At 34.4% G+C, this 16,069-nt stretch carries 19 protein-coding genes; 12 read left to right on the top strand and 7 right to left on the bottom strand.

The features are described from left to right. Window positions 1-164: 164 nt before the first annotated feature. Window positions 165-317 (bottom strand): DUF4158 domain-containing protein, encoded by a 153-nt coding sequence (locus tag L3081_RS24680; RefSeq protein WP_242289131.1) that lies wholly within the window; start codon window positions 315-317, stop codon window positions 165-167. A gap of 314 nt (window positions 318-631) precedes the next feature. Here L3081_RS24680 and L3081_RS24675 point away from each other — a divergent pair, with 314 nt between their 5' ends. After that, window positions 632-865, top strand: a complete 234-nt coding sequence (locus tag L3081_RS24675) for a porin family protein (protein ID WP_242289129.1) — start codon at window positions 632-634, stop codon at window positions 863-865. A 173-nt stretch (window positions 866-1,038) separates the two neighbouring features. Here L3081_RS24675 and L3081_RS24670 read toward each other — a convergent pair whose 3' ends face one another. Beyond that, window positions 1,039-1,191 (bottom strand): DUF4158 domain-containing protein, encoded by a 153-nt coding sequence (locus L3081_RS24670; RefSeq protein WP_242289131.1) that lies wholly within the window; start codon window positions 1,189-1,191, stop codon window positions 1,039-1,041. 314 nt (window positions 1,192-1,505) lie between these two features. Between L3081_RS24670 and L3081_RS24665 the strand changes: the two genes are divergently transcribed. Further along, on the top strand, window positions 1,506-1,739 hold the full coding sequence (locus L3081_RS24665) for a porin family protein (protein ID WP_242289129.1): 234 nt from the start codon (window positions 1,506-1,508) through the stop codon (window positions 1,737-1,739). A 252-nt stretch (window positions 1,740-1,991) separates the two neighbouring features. On the opposite strand, the gene L3081_RS24660 is transcribed toward L3081_RS24665, so the two are convergent. Beyond that, on the bottom strand, window positions 1,992-2,879 hold the full coding sequence (locus tag L3081_RS24660; RefSeq protein WP_242289127.1) for a DNA replication terminus site-binding protein: 888 nt from the start codon (window positions 2,877-2,879) through the stop codon (window positions 1,992-1,994). A gap of 417 nt (window positions 2,880-3,296) precedes the next feature. Here L3081_RS24660 and L3081_RS24655 point away from each other — a divergent pair, with 417 nt between their 5' ends. Next, window positions 3,297-3,752, top strand: a complete 456-nt coding sequence (locus L3081_RS24655; protein WP_242289125.1) for an OmpA family protein — start codon at window positions 3,297-3,299, stop codon at window positions 3,750-3,752. A 2-nt stretch (window positions 3,753-3,754) separates the two neighbouring features. After that, entirely contained in the window at window positions 3,755-4,102 is a 348-nt protein-coding gene (locus L3081_RS24650; RefSeq protein ID WP_242289124.1) for a hypothetical protein, read from the top strand. A gap of 315 nt (window positions 4,103-4,417) precedes the next feature. On the opposite strand, the gene L3081_RS24645 is transcribed toward L3081_RS24650, so the two are convergent. From L3081_RS24645 to L3081_RS27560, 4 genes are all read right to left on the bottom strand, one after another. Continuing rightward, window positions 4,418-4,675: a YHYH domain-containing protein gene (locus L3081_RS24645; RefSeq protein ID WP_242289123.1), complete on the bottom strand. Its 258-nt coding sequence runs from the start codon at window positions 4,673-4,675 to the stop codon at window positions 4,418-4,420. A 447-nt stretch (window positions 4,676-5,122) separates the two neighbouring features. Beyond that, entirely contained in the window at window positions 5,123-5,584 is a 462-nt protein-coding gene (locus tag L3081_RS24640) for a protease complex subunit PrcB family protein (protein ID WP_242289122.1), read from the bottom strand. A 408-nt stretch (window positions 5,585-5,992) separates the two neighbouring features. After that, window positions 5,993-6,172: a tyrosine-type recombinase/integrase gene (locus tag L3081_RS27565; protein WP_420839792.1), complete on the bottom strand. Its 180-nt coding sequence runs from the start codon at window positions 6,170-6,172 to the stop codon at window positions 5,993-5,995. Then, on the bottom strand, window positions 6,126-6,974 hold the full coding sequence (locus tag L3081_RS27560) for a tyrosine-type recombinase/integrase (protein WP_420839789.1): 849 nt from the start codon (window positions 6,972-6,974) through the stop codon (window positions 6,126-6,128). The genes L3081_RS27565 and L3081_RS27560 overlap by 47 nt, the downstream gene beginning before the upstream one ends. Before the next feature lie 217 nt (window positions 6,975-7,191). Here L3081_RS27560 and L3081_RS24630 point away from each other — a divergent pair, with 217 nt between their 5' ends. From L3081_RS24630 to L3081_RS24600, 8 genes are all read left to right on the top strand, one after another. Next, window positions 7,192-7,428: a hypothetical protein gene (locus tag L3081_RS24630; RefSeq protein ID WP_242289120.1), complete on the top strand. Its 237-nt coding sequence runs from the start codon at window positions 7,192-7,194 to the stop codon at window positions 7,426-7,428. A gap of 11 nt (window positions 7,429-7,439) precedes the next feature. Continuing rightward, window positions 7,440-7,658, top strand: a complete 219-nt coding sequence (locus L3081_RS24625; protein WP_242289117.1) for a hypothetical protein — start codon at window positions 7,440-7,442, stop codon at window positions 7,656-7,658. A gap of 10 nt (window positions 7,659-7,668) precedes the next feature. After that, entirely contained in the window at window positions 7,669-7,983 is a 315-nt protein-coding gene (locus L3081_RS24620; protein WP_242289115.1) for a hypothetical protein, read from the top strand. 1,100 nt (window positions 7,984-9,083) lie between these two features. Beyond that, the gene (locus L3081_RS28780) at window positions 9,084-9,881 is read left to right on the top strand and encodes a RepB family plasmid replication initiator protein (RefSeq protein WP_338027493.1); all 798 of its coding nucleotides are present in this window, start codon (window positions 9,084-9,086) and stop codon (window positions 9,879-9,881) included. Beyond that, a complete protein-coding gene (locus L3081_RS27550; protein WP_338027501.1) occupies window positions 9,872-10,507 on the top strand; it encodes a hypothetical protein in 636 nt (211 codons plus the stop codon). The genes L3081_RS28780 and L3081_RS27550 overlap by 10 nt, the downstream gene beginning before the upstream one ends. Window positions 10,508-10,687: 180 nt before the next feature. Beyond that, window positions 10,688-11,893, top strand: a complete 1,206-nt coding sequence (locus L3081_RS24610) for a metallophosphoesterase family protein (RefSeq protein ID WP_242289113.1) — start codon at window positions 10,688-10,690, stop codon at window positions 11,891-11,893. A 432-nt stretch (window positions 11,894-12,325) separates the two neighbouring features. Beyond that, window positions 12,326-12,835, top strand: coding sequence for a hypothetical protein (locus tag L3081_RS24605; protein ID WP_242289111.1), 510 nt, complete (start codon window positions 12,326-12,328; stop codon window positions 12,833-12,835). A gap of 6 nt (window positions 12,836-12,841) precedes the next feature. Further along, window positions 12,842-15,655, top strand: a complete 2,814-nt coding sequence (locus tag L3081_RS24600; RefSeq protein ID WP_242289110.1) for a KGGVGR-motif variant AAA ATPase — start codon at window positions 12,842-12,844, stop codon at window positions 15,653-15,655. The last annotated feature ends 414 nt before the right edge of the window (window positions 15,656-16,069 follow it).

Genomic DNA, 16,069 nt, shown 5'->3' with positions numbered 1-16,069 from the left:
AATAATCTACTAGGAAGTTTTGAATTTAGGTATGTAATTAATATTATTATTGTTCAATGAGTTAAGTGGGTTTTAGTTAAAGAAATTATGAGCACGAAAGCGCTGTAGGCATTGTAACTTAGGGGGTGTAGGGTTTCTTGAATACAAACCAGTGCTATGTGGAATTAACCCCTTAGGCGAATACTTTTCAACTCTGTTAACTCGATCTCGTTTGGCGTAAAATACAATCGTTGTTGTTCAAGTGATAATAGCGGCGGAGAATATAGATCAAGCTGCTCAGCTTTGGTAAGAATTGATAGTTCGTTTTTTATAGCCATAGGAATTAAATTAAGTTTAAGGGGTTGTTAACCTCATAATTTGCCATACTTTGGAGAAGTAACCCACCTTTGTATGCCTTTAAATATGGTGAGTATGGCGATTTATGTTACTTTAGAGGGGAAAATCCCTAGAACCCCTTAGTGGTGCCGTTACTGTTACAGGGCCAAAAATTATTGATGATGATGATGATTGTCCTCAAACATCGCAAGGTAATCCTTGTACATCAACACCAACATCAAGTTCTGTTACTCCTACAGGTAAAATAAAAACCGACGAAATTGAGCCTATGTTGTATGTTGCTACCAACATTATCTTGCCGTTAACTAACTTAAGTGTATTTGCTCAAGGTGATTTTTCATTAATAAATGACCATACACTTTTTGACTATCATGTTGGTTTAAGTTACGACCTCGTTAAGAGTAGGGTGGGACATTTTAATCTGACCTTAGGATATCGTGCCGTGAAAATGGAATTTGAAAATTTAGACAATTTATATACAGATCTTGAATTTAAAGGTGCTTTTGTTGGCGTGATTGCACACTTTTAAAGCTGATCAAATAATCTACTAGGAAGTTTTGAATTTAGGTATGTAATTAATATTATTATTGTTCAATGAGTTAAGTGGGTTTTAGTTAAAGAAATTATGAGCACGAAAGCGCTGTAGGCATTGTAACTTAGGGGGTGTAGGGTTTCTTGAATACAAACCAGTGCTATGTGGAATTAACCCCTTAGGCGAATACTTTTCAACTCTGTTAACTCGATCTCGTTTGGCGTAAAATACAATCGTTGTTGTTCAAGTGATAATAGCGGCGGAGAATATAGATCAAGCTGCTCAGCTTTGGTAAGAATTGATAGTTCGTTTTTTATAGCCATAGGAATTAAATTAAGTTTAAGGGGTTGTTAACCTCATAATTTGCCATACTTTGGAGAAGTAACCCACCTTTGTATGCCTTTAAATATGGTGAGTATGGCGATTTATGTTACTTTAGAGGGGAAAATCCCTAGAACCCCTTAGTGGTGCCGTTACTGTTACAGGGCCAAAAATTATTGATGATGATGATGATTGTCCTCAAACATCGCAAGGTAATCCTTGTACATCAACACCAACATCAAGTTCTGTTACTCCTACAGGTAAAATAAAAACCGACGAAATTGAGCCTATGTTGTATGTTGCTACCAACATTATCTTGCCGTTAACTAACTTAAGTGTATTTGCTCAAGGTGATTTTTCATTAATAAATGACCATACACTTTTTGACTATCATGTTGGTTTAAGTTACGACCTCGTTAAGAGTAGGGTGGGACATTTTAATCTGACCTTAGGATATCGTGCCGTGAAAATGGAATTTGAAAATTTAGACAATTTATATACAGATCTTGAATTTAAAGGTGCTTTTGTTGGCGTGATTGCACACTTTTAAAGCTGATCAAATAATCTACTAGGAAGTTTTGAATTTAGGTATGTAATTAATATTATTATTGTTCAATGAGTTAAGTGGGTTTTAGTTAAAGAAATTATGAGCACGAAAGCGCTGTAGGCATTGTAACTTAGGGGGTGTAGGGTTTCTTGAATACAAACCAGTGCTATGTGGAATTAACCCCTGTTAGGGGTTGTTCCACATAGCACTGGGTTTGTACTCATGAACAACTTCAATATTTATAAAACAATACTGTTAGCGATACAGGTGCAACCGAGAGATCAGCAATGTTTCATCACGTTCAACTGTTTTTCGCTTAGTTTTGTTAGCACCAAAATCACTTAACATCCCAATGGTCGGGTTTTGATTGAACACCCATAGCGGAGAGTGTGCCACTATCGTTGTCGCTTTTACTTTACCTTCTTGCATCACAACATTCATTGCGGGGGTAATGCGAATTGGTCTACGTGAGATAAGTATAGCTGCATCATTGTTATTGCGAACGATATTACGCTCAATAGCGATGGATTGTTCCCATTTATCTTGCTCACACCCTTTAGGCTTACTTTTTAATGCGTTTTCAAGGTATTTATCCCATTGTTCTGGAGTTTTTTTGCGTATGCTGAAAAAACGCTTCCATGAGAAACCGATACGTTTGCAGTGCTCAGGAGCAACAAGTATTTTACGGGCAACCGCTTTTTTGATCAGATTAGGCAAAGCCTGACTAACAATTTCAAAGCGAACATCAACACTTGGAGATAATGATTGAACTAATAAAGCAAAGTCAGTTTTCAGTGCGTTAATTACATTAATACGTTGATGCACCTCACGGCATTTTTTGTCTGTTAACGTCAAACTGATTACACCGGGTAAGCGAGGAGAAAATACGCCAGGTACTTGCTCTTTAATTTCATGTTGTGACAAGTGGCCTATTGCAACATCGATAGCGTGTTTTCCTGTCAGTGTTTGAACGGGGATAATGGCGGGGTCATCACCTAAGTCGTCTTCAGACAAGGTAGGTAATGTAAAACAAACTGATTGAGGCGAATCACAGTTGGCCAGAACAATACCGAGTTGTTCGATGTGATCCATCATGAAGAAATATTGCTCGCGTAATCGTTGTGTATTGTCTTTATCTTTCATCATTATTCCTTTTATTGTCAGTCAGTGACGATATAAGTATATCATACCTGTTAAAGGATATATAAAAAACCGATCCCCCACACTCTGCTGCCTTATGAACGATTTCTTTTTTCTTCTTTTTTTTTCTACTTTTTTTCTGACTTATGCCGCCCCATCATAAGGAGTATAATCGAGAAAAAAAACAGTTTTTTAGGGTTATGAGGTATAAAGTTAACAGGACTGGGTGCTCTTACTCTTATGTTATTTAGGTATGATATACTTATAATGTTGTTTGGTGACATTGTAAATGAGCCTCATAGTATCACCGCTTTATTAGCCTTAGATTTATTAGGCAAGCAAATTACCCTCTTCTGATAAACCTCCTACTCTTGCACTTGTCGTATGATCTAAACAACTATACTCGAAAGGAAATACTTGATGAATACGAAAATATTATTGGTTGCAGCCTCAACGTTGCTTTTTACCGGTTGCTCTACATTTTCAGATGATGATGTTGTGGCTGAAAAGCAGCCCTACACTCACCCAGTCCCTAAACCATCCCCCTACAAAGTGATTGAACGTAACAAAGAGCGCGTCAAACATATTTTTGTGTTTGAATTCAATTCCAGTAAATTACCTGAAGATGCAAAAAACAATATACAGCCCCATGCGAATTACCTGATCAGTAACCCAAACAAAAAAGTATCTGTGCAAGGCTCGGCTGATAGTAGTGGTGGAAAAGGTTATAATCATAGGTTAGGTGAAAAACGCGCTAAAAATATAGCACAATTACTTGTAGAGCTTGGTGTCGAACCCGCACAATTAGTCGTAACCTCAGCAGGCGAAGCACGTAGTCTTTATATTCCATCTCGAAGTGTTATTTTGGCATACTAACAATGATTAAACGGTGTGTGATTTTACTTTCTATATGTTTATGCACCAGTGCTTTTGCTGATAGGATTTCAGGTAGTATTTATACACAAGGTATTATTATTGAAACGCCTAATTGCGTACAGTTAAAAAAACAAGGAAAAACGAGTATTTCGTTTAGAACAACGGATAGTCACTTAATCAAAGGAAAAATCACAAGTCACACCCGTATAATGAATGTTAATTTAACTCATGGCCAGTGTGAAGACCTGGCACTTTATCAAACAGTTCACATCGGGTACGCTGAAGGGAATGACTCAAGCAGCTTTACCCATTCATTCAATATCATTGATTCTATTACTTCAACACATTAATTATTGGGGATTTTGGGCGCTATTGCCACATTGCTGACATTAGCACTAACGGACTAAAACTGAATTCGAATTATTTTTTGTATCGGTAACGCCCAGTTAAGAAGTGATGATTTTTTGCTAAAATGATGTCGCGTAGCGAAACCGAGATAGCCGTATTACTACAGCTACCAGAGCCAATTATTAAACGTTCAAGGTGCTGTGGCAAAGGTAATGAACTAAGTTATTAATCATTGATAATTCAACTGCTGTTGATAGGTTTAATAAGCAAAGAAGTATTAGCTTTTTTTAATAAAGGGCTAATTAGCTCTTTATCAATTATGCCTTAGCACTAACAACAGGTTTAGGTTTCTCTTCATGCTTGTGATCATGACTATGTTTTTTGTGATCTTCATGACCTTTAGCATTGTTCGCGAAAGGTTGGCCATTATGATAGTGATATTCAGTACATAAGCCTTTTTCAATAGACTTTTTACTACAATTATGACCGCCATTTTTATCCGTTCTACCGCTATGCGCTGATGCTTGACTTGTTAACAAAATAATCGCGACTAACCCAATTAATGCTTTTTTCATTTTTATCCCTTTTAATTTTAAAAATATATTATCCTTTTGGATATAAGCATAATGTAATATTTTGTACTTTTGCGCAAGAATATTAACTTATCTAATTATCATTAAGCACTTACTTCCTTTCATATAATTAAAGTAAAGAAAATAAAACAAGGCTGAGTCACCAACTATGTTCTAACGAACAACCGATCGCTAACTTCCGCTAAGCGCACCAAGGGAACATTAGCACCAATATTTATTAGTGCTAAAAAACTAAGTCGTTTGAGGGATTTGGTTTAACTGTCACTTTTGCCACAAAACGGTCATTAGCTATTACAACTATTGGACAGGTTGGATTATATTTTGTATCGATAACGCCCTAATAAAAACGGGCAAAAATTGTTTACTAAAAGTTGAGGAACGAAAACCGAAAACTGTTTATTGTTCTTATTTATTAGCTTGATATACATACTAGCAACTCTTAACTCTTAACTCTTCAGTTACTAATACATCTTTGGTTGTTTTTAACTTAATCAGTTTAAAAGGGTTTGTAATGGCTTGTGTTGTACTACAGTTACCTCCAGGTAAAGTTAAAATAACTTTAGCTCTAATATAATCGTTTTCTTCCGTAAAAGATTGGATATCAATAGTATGACCACCAGAATTTCTAATACCCATATCAATTAATACAATGGTTTCTTCCTCAAAGTTTACTGTTTTTATCGCTTCACTTGTTCTTTTAAGTAGCTCATATTCATAATCGGTTTGGCTTTTTATAACAAGAAAGCTTTTGTTTGTAGAATTTGCATATTCATTGTAATGCGCTTCATGCAATATTTCATACTCAGATGCCGGAACAGGTGATGTTGCATTTGCATCATTGCAGCCTTGAATTTGAAAAATGAATGGAACGAGAATTAGTAACCTTTTCATGATGTACACTCCTTGTATATAGCCTATTAAGAGGCAAAAAATAGTTAGTTAAAATAAGCGACGAAGGAGAGAAAAGCAACTGTTAACCCCTAATCAAATAAATAATACAGAAATTAAAACACAGAGTTGTAATCAATTGTAATCACCACACCCTGTTAACAGGGAAAATATAATTAGCTAGAATAAGAAACGAAGATGCAATATGGAGGTTTTTCTAATTATCACTAGGACTTCTCAGTAATATCACTCGAACAACTCATTAGAAATTATATGGAAAAAATTTACATGCTAATGTCAACAATGCGCACTTTGAAGTCATTGCTTTTAGTTAGAGCATTGAAAGTTTTATAATTGCCGCTAATCATAAAACTCGCAACCGTCTAATAGTCAGTAAAGTAAAGTGAAAAATTAAATACAGCGAGCCGAAACACTACTGGCTGCTGTCCTTTCTTCATTTAACGATTTTGCGATGTAAATCTCAGTTGTCACTACACTCGAATGTCCTAGTAAATCCCTAACTGTTACGATACTAGCCCCATCTTCAAGCGCTGTAGTTGCAAAATAATGCCTGAGTTTGTGTGGGCTTATTTTTGTTAATCCAAAGATCTTCTATCCTAGCATTAAGCATGTCATATACTGCTTGAGAAGTCATTTGAGTATCTGGGTTCGACAATTTACCATAACGTTTTAATGGACAAAAAAGATACCCTGGGGCATCTGTGCGAATTTCATCAATCCACAAATTAACACGCCTTGCGACACCCCCTGTTAGGAAAACACGACGTTGACGATTCCCCTTGCCGGTTATCATGATCACACCTGATTCTCGATCATATTTATCCATTGTAATAGATACAACTTCCGAACGACGTAAACCAAGATATGCCATAGTCACTACCATAGCCGCATCTCGAATAGATTTTGTTTTGGCACCACGTTCAGACCAAGGGTGTACAGTATCAATTGATGAAATTAACGATGCAATATAATCATGTTCTATCCGGCTGTCTTTTCTTACTGAACTACCCTTAACTCCTTTAAAAGATAAAATACGATCAAGCTGATCTTTACTGATTAAATCATTAGCCCATGCTGTACGAAGTACGCCTTTAACAGCGCACAAATAAGCGTTAACAGTCCTGGCTTCAAGATTTTTTTTAACAAGAGATTCTTTTATAAAACTGATGTCATTGTATCCAATAGACAACCAGTTCATAGTATGTCGGGTTTTGTTGTACATCTTAGCAATAGTGCTTAATACAGAAGCTACCGTTCGACGGCTATTTACACCTAACGTCATTAAGTAGGCGCCGGAGGGTTCAATATCAGAATGATTTGAATTAATAACTGTAATATTATTTTGTACATGTTCATTTTGTACAACTAACACTTTGGATCTCCTCTACTCTGTAAGTAAATGACTATTTTTGATATTACCACGCGACACCTTGATTTCAAAAGGTTTTCCCTAAGTATTGATAAACATGTACTCAATGTCACTTACTGACATTGTACTATTAATAAAATAGTTTTATTTCAACTACCGCTTTATTGCCCATCAATTTTCCTGTAATACACTAACATCTCTTTAAATAGGAGATACCAACATGGCTCGTAATAATTTTTCATATATTAATTTTGTAAGAACTGTTCTTGATAATGCCGAGACACCAATTAAACCATCAACACTTATTCGTGGAGCTATAAATAGTGGCGCTTTGGGTGATTCTAAATCGGTACAGCAAAAAATTCGTTCTGCGTGTGAATTATTAGCGAATAATTCTGGTTATAAACGCGTTAGAACACCCGGCATTTCAGGTTATCAATACACTAAAGAAGTTTAATCATGAGGTTTATGTTGAATATTTTAATTAAATATATCGCAAATGAGCCAATGGCCGCTGTCGGGTTCGGCGGCATTTATATATTTGGATCAATCGAGATAGCACTTCGTTTTTGGTCTGCTTTTGGACACCCAAACATTGCTGTTTTTTTTCTGTCTACAGTCATTGTTTTCACCAAAATTTACTTCAAGCGTTTGTTACTCATCATTCGTAAAGCTAAAAAAGATTAGAGGTTAAATTATGTCAAAGGAATCAGAAATTAAACGTGGCAAAATATATGCGATTCTTACGGTTGTAGCTGAATATGATAAATATGAATGGCAAGAGCGTTATCTTTGTTTGTTAGATGAACTCGGTGATACAGAGTTAACATTGAAAGCGTTATCGTTTGCTCATCCTGAGTTTGCTAAAAGTGGTGTTATCATTGATACTTCTTATGGAAAAAGGCTTAAAATTGAAAATGCTATAGTTTGGTTTGCTTATAAACGCTTACGTTTTGGAGAAGCAAAATTTTTATTGGATATGAAAATATTACCGTATGTAACTTTGAATTAAAAAATAAGAGTATCCCAAATATTCTTATTAAGGTTATATATAAGAGTATTTAATAAGGATATATAAGGAGCAATAATAAGTCAGTTAAAACAATAGATTACAACCATTAAGGTAGATGGTTTGTCGAAAACAAAAATCAAAAGTAGAAACTTTGTCGAAAATAATCATTTTAAGGTAGAAGCTTTGTCGAAAAAGGTGTAATGTAGGTAGAAGGTTTGTCGAAAGCTTGTTTTTTGCTTGTGGATAACTTTTAAGTAAACCAAAACACCTAATTATAATTTTGTTAAACAGATACACTACATCATTCTTGAATTGATGGACAAATAGTATTTCAAAAGTAGAAACTTTGTCGAAAGTGTTTTAACAAGCAGTTCTAAAGGGGTTGGCGACACTCAAAAGTAGAAGCTTTGTCGAAAGCCTTTTAAGTAGTTGTTCTAAAGGGAATTGAAACACTCAAAAGTAGAAACTTTGTCGAGAGTGTTTTAAGTGGTGGTTCTAAAGGGACTGTGAACACTCAAAAGTAGAAACTTTGTCGAGAGTGTTTTAAGTGGTGGTTCTAAAGGGACTGGGAACATTCAAAAGTAGAAGCTTTGTCGAGAGTGTTTTAAGTGGCGTGTCTAAAGGGGTTGGCGACACTCAAAAGTAGAAACTTTGTCGAGAGTGTTTTAAGTGGTGGTTCTAAAGGGACTGGGAACACTCAAAAGTAGAAACTTTGTCGAGAGTGTTTTAAGTGGTGGTTCTAAAGGGACTGGGAACACTCAAAAGTAGAAGCTTTGTCGAGAGTGTTTTAAGTAGTGGTTCTAAAGGGACTGGGGACACTCAAAAGTAGAAACTTTGTCGAGAGTGTTTTAAGTAGTGGTTCTAAAGGGGATTGGCGACGCTCAAAAGTAGAAGCTTTGTCGAGAGTGTTTTAAGTGGCGTGTCTAAAGGGGTTGGCGACACTCAAAAGTAGAAACTTTGTCGAGAGTGTTTTAAGTGGTGGTTCTAAAGGGACTGGGAACACTCAAAAGTAGAAACTTTGTCGAGAGTGTTTTAAGTGGTGGTTCTAAAGGGACTGGGAACACTCAAAAGTAGAAGCTTTGTCGAGAGTGTTTTAAGTAGTGGTTCTAAAGGGACTGGGGACACTCAAAAGTAGAAACTTTGTCGAGAGTGTTTTAAGTAGTGGTTCTAAAGGGGATTGGCGACGCTCAAAAGTAGAAGCTTTGTCGAAAGCCATTGTAATGTTGCTTTTAATGGGTTGCATGGTTCTTAAAGGTAGAAACTTTGTCGAACTTTTTGTAGCGAAACTTTTAATCAATTGTAAAGTATTGGTAGGTAATGGTTTGACAAATATAAAAAATGTTAACGTGATGGAATTAATAGAGCAAAAAAACGAAAGGGAACTAAGGGCTATTAATCGTCAATTCAGTCTAGGAGAATATGGTCAAAGCCGGACTAAATTAGAACGCTATTTGTTTATTGAGATATACAATGTCATTAAAGATTTTTATATGTCTGTATCCGATCAGAACATCAAAACATTTTCATCTGAAAGCATCTATTTAACTCTGCCCGTTGAAAAGCTCGATCAAAAACTTTTCAAGTTAAACCAAAAGAACCGTGATTTAATGAATGCTGCCGAAGGCTTATCTAAAAAACAAATTAATTTAAAGACGATTGATGAAGATGGGCAACATGGGTTTGATTTTATCTCGATGTTTCCAAGGTTGAAGTTTGATCCAAGTACAGATAAAGACAACATGTATGTGAGAGTGCCGAGTGAAGTATATGAAGAAATGGTACCTATCGAGTCTTATTGTCTTTTGGATCTTAAAATGATTTCGCAATTCAATTCTGGTAATACTGTTAGATTGTATGAGATTTTTAAAAGTTATGCGTTTAGAAAAAAATTACACTAACATTTGACTCATTAAGAAAGCAGCTAGGTTTTTTTAATGAAGGGGTTTATCCTGAGTGGAAACATTTTAATGCAAAGGTGCTAAAAAAAGCAGTAACAGACATTAATAACCATAAAGAGTTTGATATTGAAGTAAAATATAAAAAGAAAAAAGGTGCGGAAGACATTGAGTTTGAGATTATCACTCATAAAAAATATAAAAAGAATGACATTCAAATATTGAATTTGAATGAGCTCATTGTCGATAGAACCCCAAGTCTTATTCAATCAAAATACATTGAAACTACACTTGAACATTGTAATAAATTCTTAAAAAACAAATTAAACAAAAAAGAAATGACTGAATGGATTATATCTGATTTAGTTAATGCTCAAGCTAAACAATCGGTTGAGTTTGATTTTAAATATTTAATGAATTCAATTAGTAATCAAATAAGGAATAAGGTTTATACAAAGCCTTTTTCACATCACCATCTTGCCTCGCCTGGCGAGGTTGTTTTCAGTGAGGTCGTTTATGAAAAAATGAAAGACCTTGTTAACGATGGAAAGATTGAAGAGTTATTGATCCGGTATAGCAAAGAGGAAATTATCGCTAATCAATATGGTTATTTACTGGGTTCAGAATAAGCCCAATTATTCGTAGATACTAAAAACCAATCACTTTTAAGGTATTTGTAGATGAAAAACATTGTAGTAGCATTAACAGCTTTAGCGAGGGAATACGACATCAGCCGTCAGACTTTATATTCCTATCTGAAAACATAGCGCTTGAGAAACTTACATAATGAAAAAAAATATATTTAAATCATGATTATTTTTGCTTTTGATCCTCACGGCCAAGCAAAGGGCATAATAGAAGCTTGTGATATTTTTCAACCATCTGCTGTAATCCTCTTAGGAGACAATGAACTTAAACAACGAATCCCAATCATATTTGAAAGTGTTATAAGAAACGGTACTAAAGTTTTTGCCGTACAAGGGAACCACGATACAGGCCCTAAATATAAAGAAGACCTTCCACACATGCTTGATGGCAAAGTTGTAGAGATAGATGGAATTAGGATTGGAGGATATTGTATGGGATTAAGTGATCTAATGTGCAGTCAACAGCTAGATATTGTCGTATCCCATTACCCTCCGACAGGGTTTAAAGACCTACCACATTACAGTTGGCATTATGATTCAATTTTGACAGCTGAACTAACGTTAAAAAGCAACGCCGTAGCTGTATTTCATGGACACCTACATGGAGACCGACTATTTGATCCTGTAGGTATATATGATATTTCTTCTGCTTTAGCGGTTTCCACCTGTGAATATCTTTGGGATGAGAACGGAAACGTTTTAGGTAAAGCAAACCATAATGGATTCTCTTTACCCGATGAAGACTTTCAATATTTTGTTGCTGAAATGATGAGTCGAAGTTATTGTTATAAAACAAAATCTTCTTTAAGAAATAGTAAAACAGAAAAAAGGTATATTGAACCTGCCTATTATAGAGATGGTTGTGGCCAATGTGTTCCGTGCAATGATAACCATCATTGTCATAGAGAAACTAGAGTAGATCAAAACTTCAATATAGATCATTCTAATGGAAAAATGAATGGTTCAGCAGCTTTTCATTTTGAAGCTGCAAAACAGCGAGCCTATAAATCGATGCTATCTGAGCTGTTATCAATCAGAAGAAAAGTAAAAACAAAATTAGAGTACAAAGGGTTTGGTGGCCTACTTAAATACAAGGGCGAAAAAGAATGGTTCGTCTTGGATGAAACTCATCAGATAACAGAGCAGAAAATAAATGTTAAAGGGTTAGGAGAAAAAACAGCACAAAAATATTTCGAAGATATTCAACTACATGGAATTAGTGGTAATAACATTTTGTTGTTCAATAAGGAGCAACAAGGCTGTATCAACTCAAGCACAGAGCATAAACTAAAACTCATAAATTTCCTTAAAATGCAAAACATCAAAATAGAAACTATCGACTATTCACAACCCATGTATAATTTGTAGTAGCTCATATTTGGTCGGACATTTATTGATTAGTTCAAAAGCCACTTTGCTGACCTTAGTGTTATATACTGAGAATTTTTGTCTTTTTTGATCTACAGCGGACATGGCTAACAATCAACTTACACTGGTACTTCCCCGATAGCGGACGTCCCGCATAGATAAAAACATGAATCTTTTGATGATAACTTTTTACTAATGAGGAGTTCAGCCTGACTGTGAACTAAGCCACCATTGCCGTCATTCATCATAAAATTATAAATAGATTTAAATTTAATTGTAATAAACATGGGAATTACACACAAAGCCATAATTATGAAGAATACAATGTATCTTTTTGTGATATATTTTATTATGAACAATGTATTTGCGCCATTAAATACAGATTTTATGGGATTTACAGTTGTATATTAATTTATAAAATGGATAGTTATTTTGATTTATGCTGAATATTTAAACTCCGCTAGAAAACACCTAAAAACTTGTATTGTAATTAAAGATTCTCTGAACTCTTTAGATATAACAAATATTGAAAACGATTCACAAATTAGATTGTTAACCTTAAATCTTTATTACATTTCTGGATATATTATAGAATGCTCTATTAAATATGGAATCTATGTTTGTATTGGTTATGATAGAACTGCATGCGTGAGGCAGTTAAATACACCTGAAGTAGCATACGCTCGACAGATAAATAAACATAGATATGACAAATACGAGGATATTTTAAAGTCTAAGTATAGTGGAATAATTCTTGTAGATAATAAAGCCAATATCCCTCAACCGGTAAAAAATCTTTATAACAATTGGGATGCAGATATTCGCTACTGTTGTAATGATATCCCTGAAAAATACAAACATAGTGAAAATAGGCTACATGTTCTAAGGTTTTTTGAATATGCAGAAGAAATATTCCACACAATTCAGAACAACTTGAGATAAGTTAATATGTTAAAATCTTTTACACTTATAGAAAAATTAGCCGAACAATTAGAAACGCTAATAAGCAAAAAAATTATATGTGACTTCATGTTAGATTTAACATTAAGTCAAAACTTAACAATATATATTGTTAGTGATGACCTTAAGCTATTTTCAGAGCTTTCTCCTCATATTCCCAACCTAGAGTCATATAATTATTACGAAATAAGATATGAGTTTTTAACGCCACTTCTTAAGAAAAGTGAAGAGTATTCATATTTATTCGATGGTGAGTCTAAAATAAATTACGGTATCCGTCGTACTTTACAGAACCTGATTGAACCAAGTACACCTTCAAAAGAAAAAACTAAAACTCCAGTAGTTACATTTTATAGCTACAAAGGCGGTGTTGGTAGAACAACGTCAATAGCACTGTTTGCTAGATATTATGCAAGTTTAGGTAAACGTGTTTTTGTATTAGACTGTGACTTTGAAGCTCCAGGCCTTATTAATTTTTTTGGAATATCTCAATTTGATAATCCTAAGAATGGTATTGTTGAATATATTAATGACAAAAAATTTGATAGTTCTACGCATTTGAATGAAGACTATGTTTATGAGGTTTCTTCAATATATAGTGGAGAAGGTCGAATTCATATGATGCCTGTTGGTAATATCTTTGGTTCGGATACATTACATTACTTAGAGGGTCTAGCTAGGGTTGATGTAAACGGAGCAGATACTTTACTACAAGAGTTTAAAAGTATATTTAAAGATATAGAAGACAACTACTCACCTGACGTAATATTAGTTGATTCGAGGACTGGCTTTAATAATGTCTTTGGAACATTATCTCAACTTTCACATACAGTAGTTGGATTAGTCGGGGATGATCATCAAAATGAACCAGGTTTAACGATGCTTATAAACAAGTTTACGGGAGAGCTTTTAGACACTAATCTCTGCTTAGTTCTATCTATTTTATCATCATCGATACCTCGTAGAGTTAGCGCATTTAAAAGTAAAGTAGAGAGCATACTTGATTCAGAAATAAAGCTACCTATTTTCCACTTTCAAAGAGCAACGGAATTGGAGCTTATAGGTACGGACTCAGAAAGCTTAGAAGATGTACAGTTCTTTACATCTGACAGGTCATCATTTTATTATCCATTTTTTGAATATTTGACAACAGAGATTGCTAAATTTGATGTGGAAGTTGTTCCTCAAGCAGAAGACAATCATATTTCAAGTATAATTGATTCGGATAAAACCGAAGATACGTCAGGTAACGCCGGAGATTCTTTAAGTGTTCAAGCACGAGATGATGAAATATCTACTTGTGATCTACGTGATAAAATACTTACCGGCTTAGTAGATAACTTCCCACAGCAATATGCTGAATTTGAAAATTATGAAGAGAGTTTTTATCGAGATAAGTTCTTCATTAGACAGTGTATGCAAGACCTTTTCTTACCAGAATATAAAATACTATTAGGTGGTAAAGGAACAGGGAAAACATCATTTTATAAAGCATTGCAGCAGAAAAACTTCTTTGATGTTTTAACTCAAAGGGCTGAAAAAAAGCATCTTAAATTCTCTATAAAAAATATAATATCTGAACAAGGAAATGTAGGGTTTATAGGGCTGAGTACTCATTTTGGTGAGTTTTTAGAAAATGAAAATTATGTTCGTAAATTATGGATAACTTATATATGGGCTTCGGTAGCAAGGCTTTATAATAAGGATAACCACGCATTATTTTTTGAGATTAAAGATAATCAAGAAACGGTTAATAATTTCAAGAAAATAGTCGAATCTTCTGAGTCTTATGGACAGATTGAAGCATCTATTAGTGAAATAGATGATGAGTTAAAGTTAAAAGATGAGAGATTAATAATTACGTTTGATCAACTTGACTTTGTGGTTAAACCAACTGATTGGGATAAAGGGATTTCCCCTCTGATTAGATTATCTCAATCTAATACATGGAATAGAATTCAACCTAAGTTATTCCTTAGAAGAGACTTGTTCAATAAATTAGGAAATATTACTAATAAAAATGCATTATCAAATCAGACTGTAAATTTAGAATGGTCACAAGAAGAAATGTATGCTTTCTTATTTAAGGTTATTTTTTCATGTGCAAAAGATAATTTTATTAATTTTATTAAGAAAGGATTGCCTAAAAACTTTATCGAGCAAAATATTATTAAAAGGTTGAAGAAGGCAAACCAATTTAACCAGTTACCTGCTGATTCTAAAGATTTAAAGCCTCTTGTTGAACAGTTTTTTGGCCCATCATCTTATAGTTATAGTAATGCATATGATGAATTATATAATAATTTGAAGAATGCGGATAAAACAGTAAGTCTTAGACCTTTCCTAGATTTGATTAGCTTGGCAATAGATGCACAAACTAAAGACAGTTATAAGAAACGAGGAGATGCTATATTAAGTGTCAAATATTGTGATAATAAACATGTCCGTGCTCAAGCTGTCGAAAATTACTTTAATGATCTAGCAAAAGAAGCAGGAAATGAGTTAATTCGTCATTTTGTAGGAGATATAAGAAATAATCTTGTACCAGTTCACTTAAAGTGTTCATCACTAGAACAAAATGATTTTGAAGAATTAGTAGAGCATGTTAAAGATAGGCACGCTGAACTTCAGAAGTTTTCAGTGACTGAATTTGAGGAAGACTTAAAACTTAATGGAATTATGTTTGTTACATACATTGCAGGGCATAGAAAAAAATATTCATTTGCATACTTATATAAATATTATTTGGATTTGGTTTCACCAAAAGTGATGGCCAGAAACAAAAGAGAAAGGAATTTATAAATAACAATAAAATAAAAGGGATCGGAGCCATTTTAAGTAAAGTGGCTCAGCCCCTTCTGTCATGCTCAAAGTTAATATCAAGTGAGTCAGGTCAAAGCCGGCTTTGAGCTTAACCGACCCCACAAACAAGCAGCGAACTTAGGGTGGTATTACCCTAAATATGATCATGGTTTCACAAAAAATCTATGACCGCTTTTGGCTAAGTAGAGAAGCCTCTAATGATCGCTAGCCAATGTTAACAAAGAGCTTGCAGCGGTCATCGATATTGTTTTCGTTCTATAACTGTATTTTGCTTTTTTTAACATTAAATTAGCCTCAAAACCGATTTTATGAACGTCCGCTATGCCGATAATTTTGAATTTAGAACGTGAAGTTTAAAGGGCGGTAGCTGCCACTGCGTTGTCAGTTTTAGTG

It is taken from the genome of Colwellia maritima, assembly GCF_022669015.1.
Lineage (GTDB): Bacteria > Pseudomonadota > Gammaproteobacteria > Enterobacterales > Alteromonadaceae > Colwellia > Colwellia maritima.
This window is presented reverse-complemented; position numbering and strand designations above follow the sequence as displayed.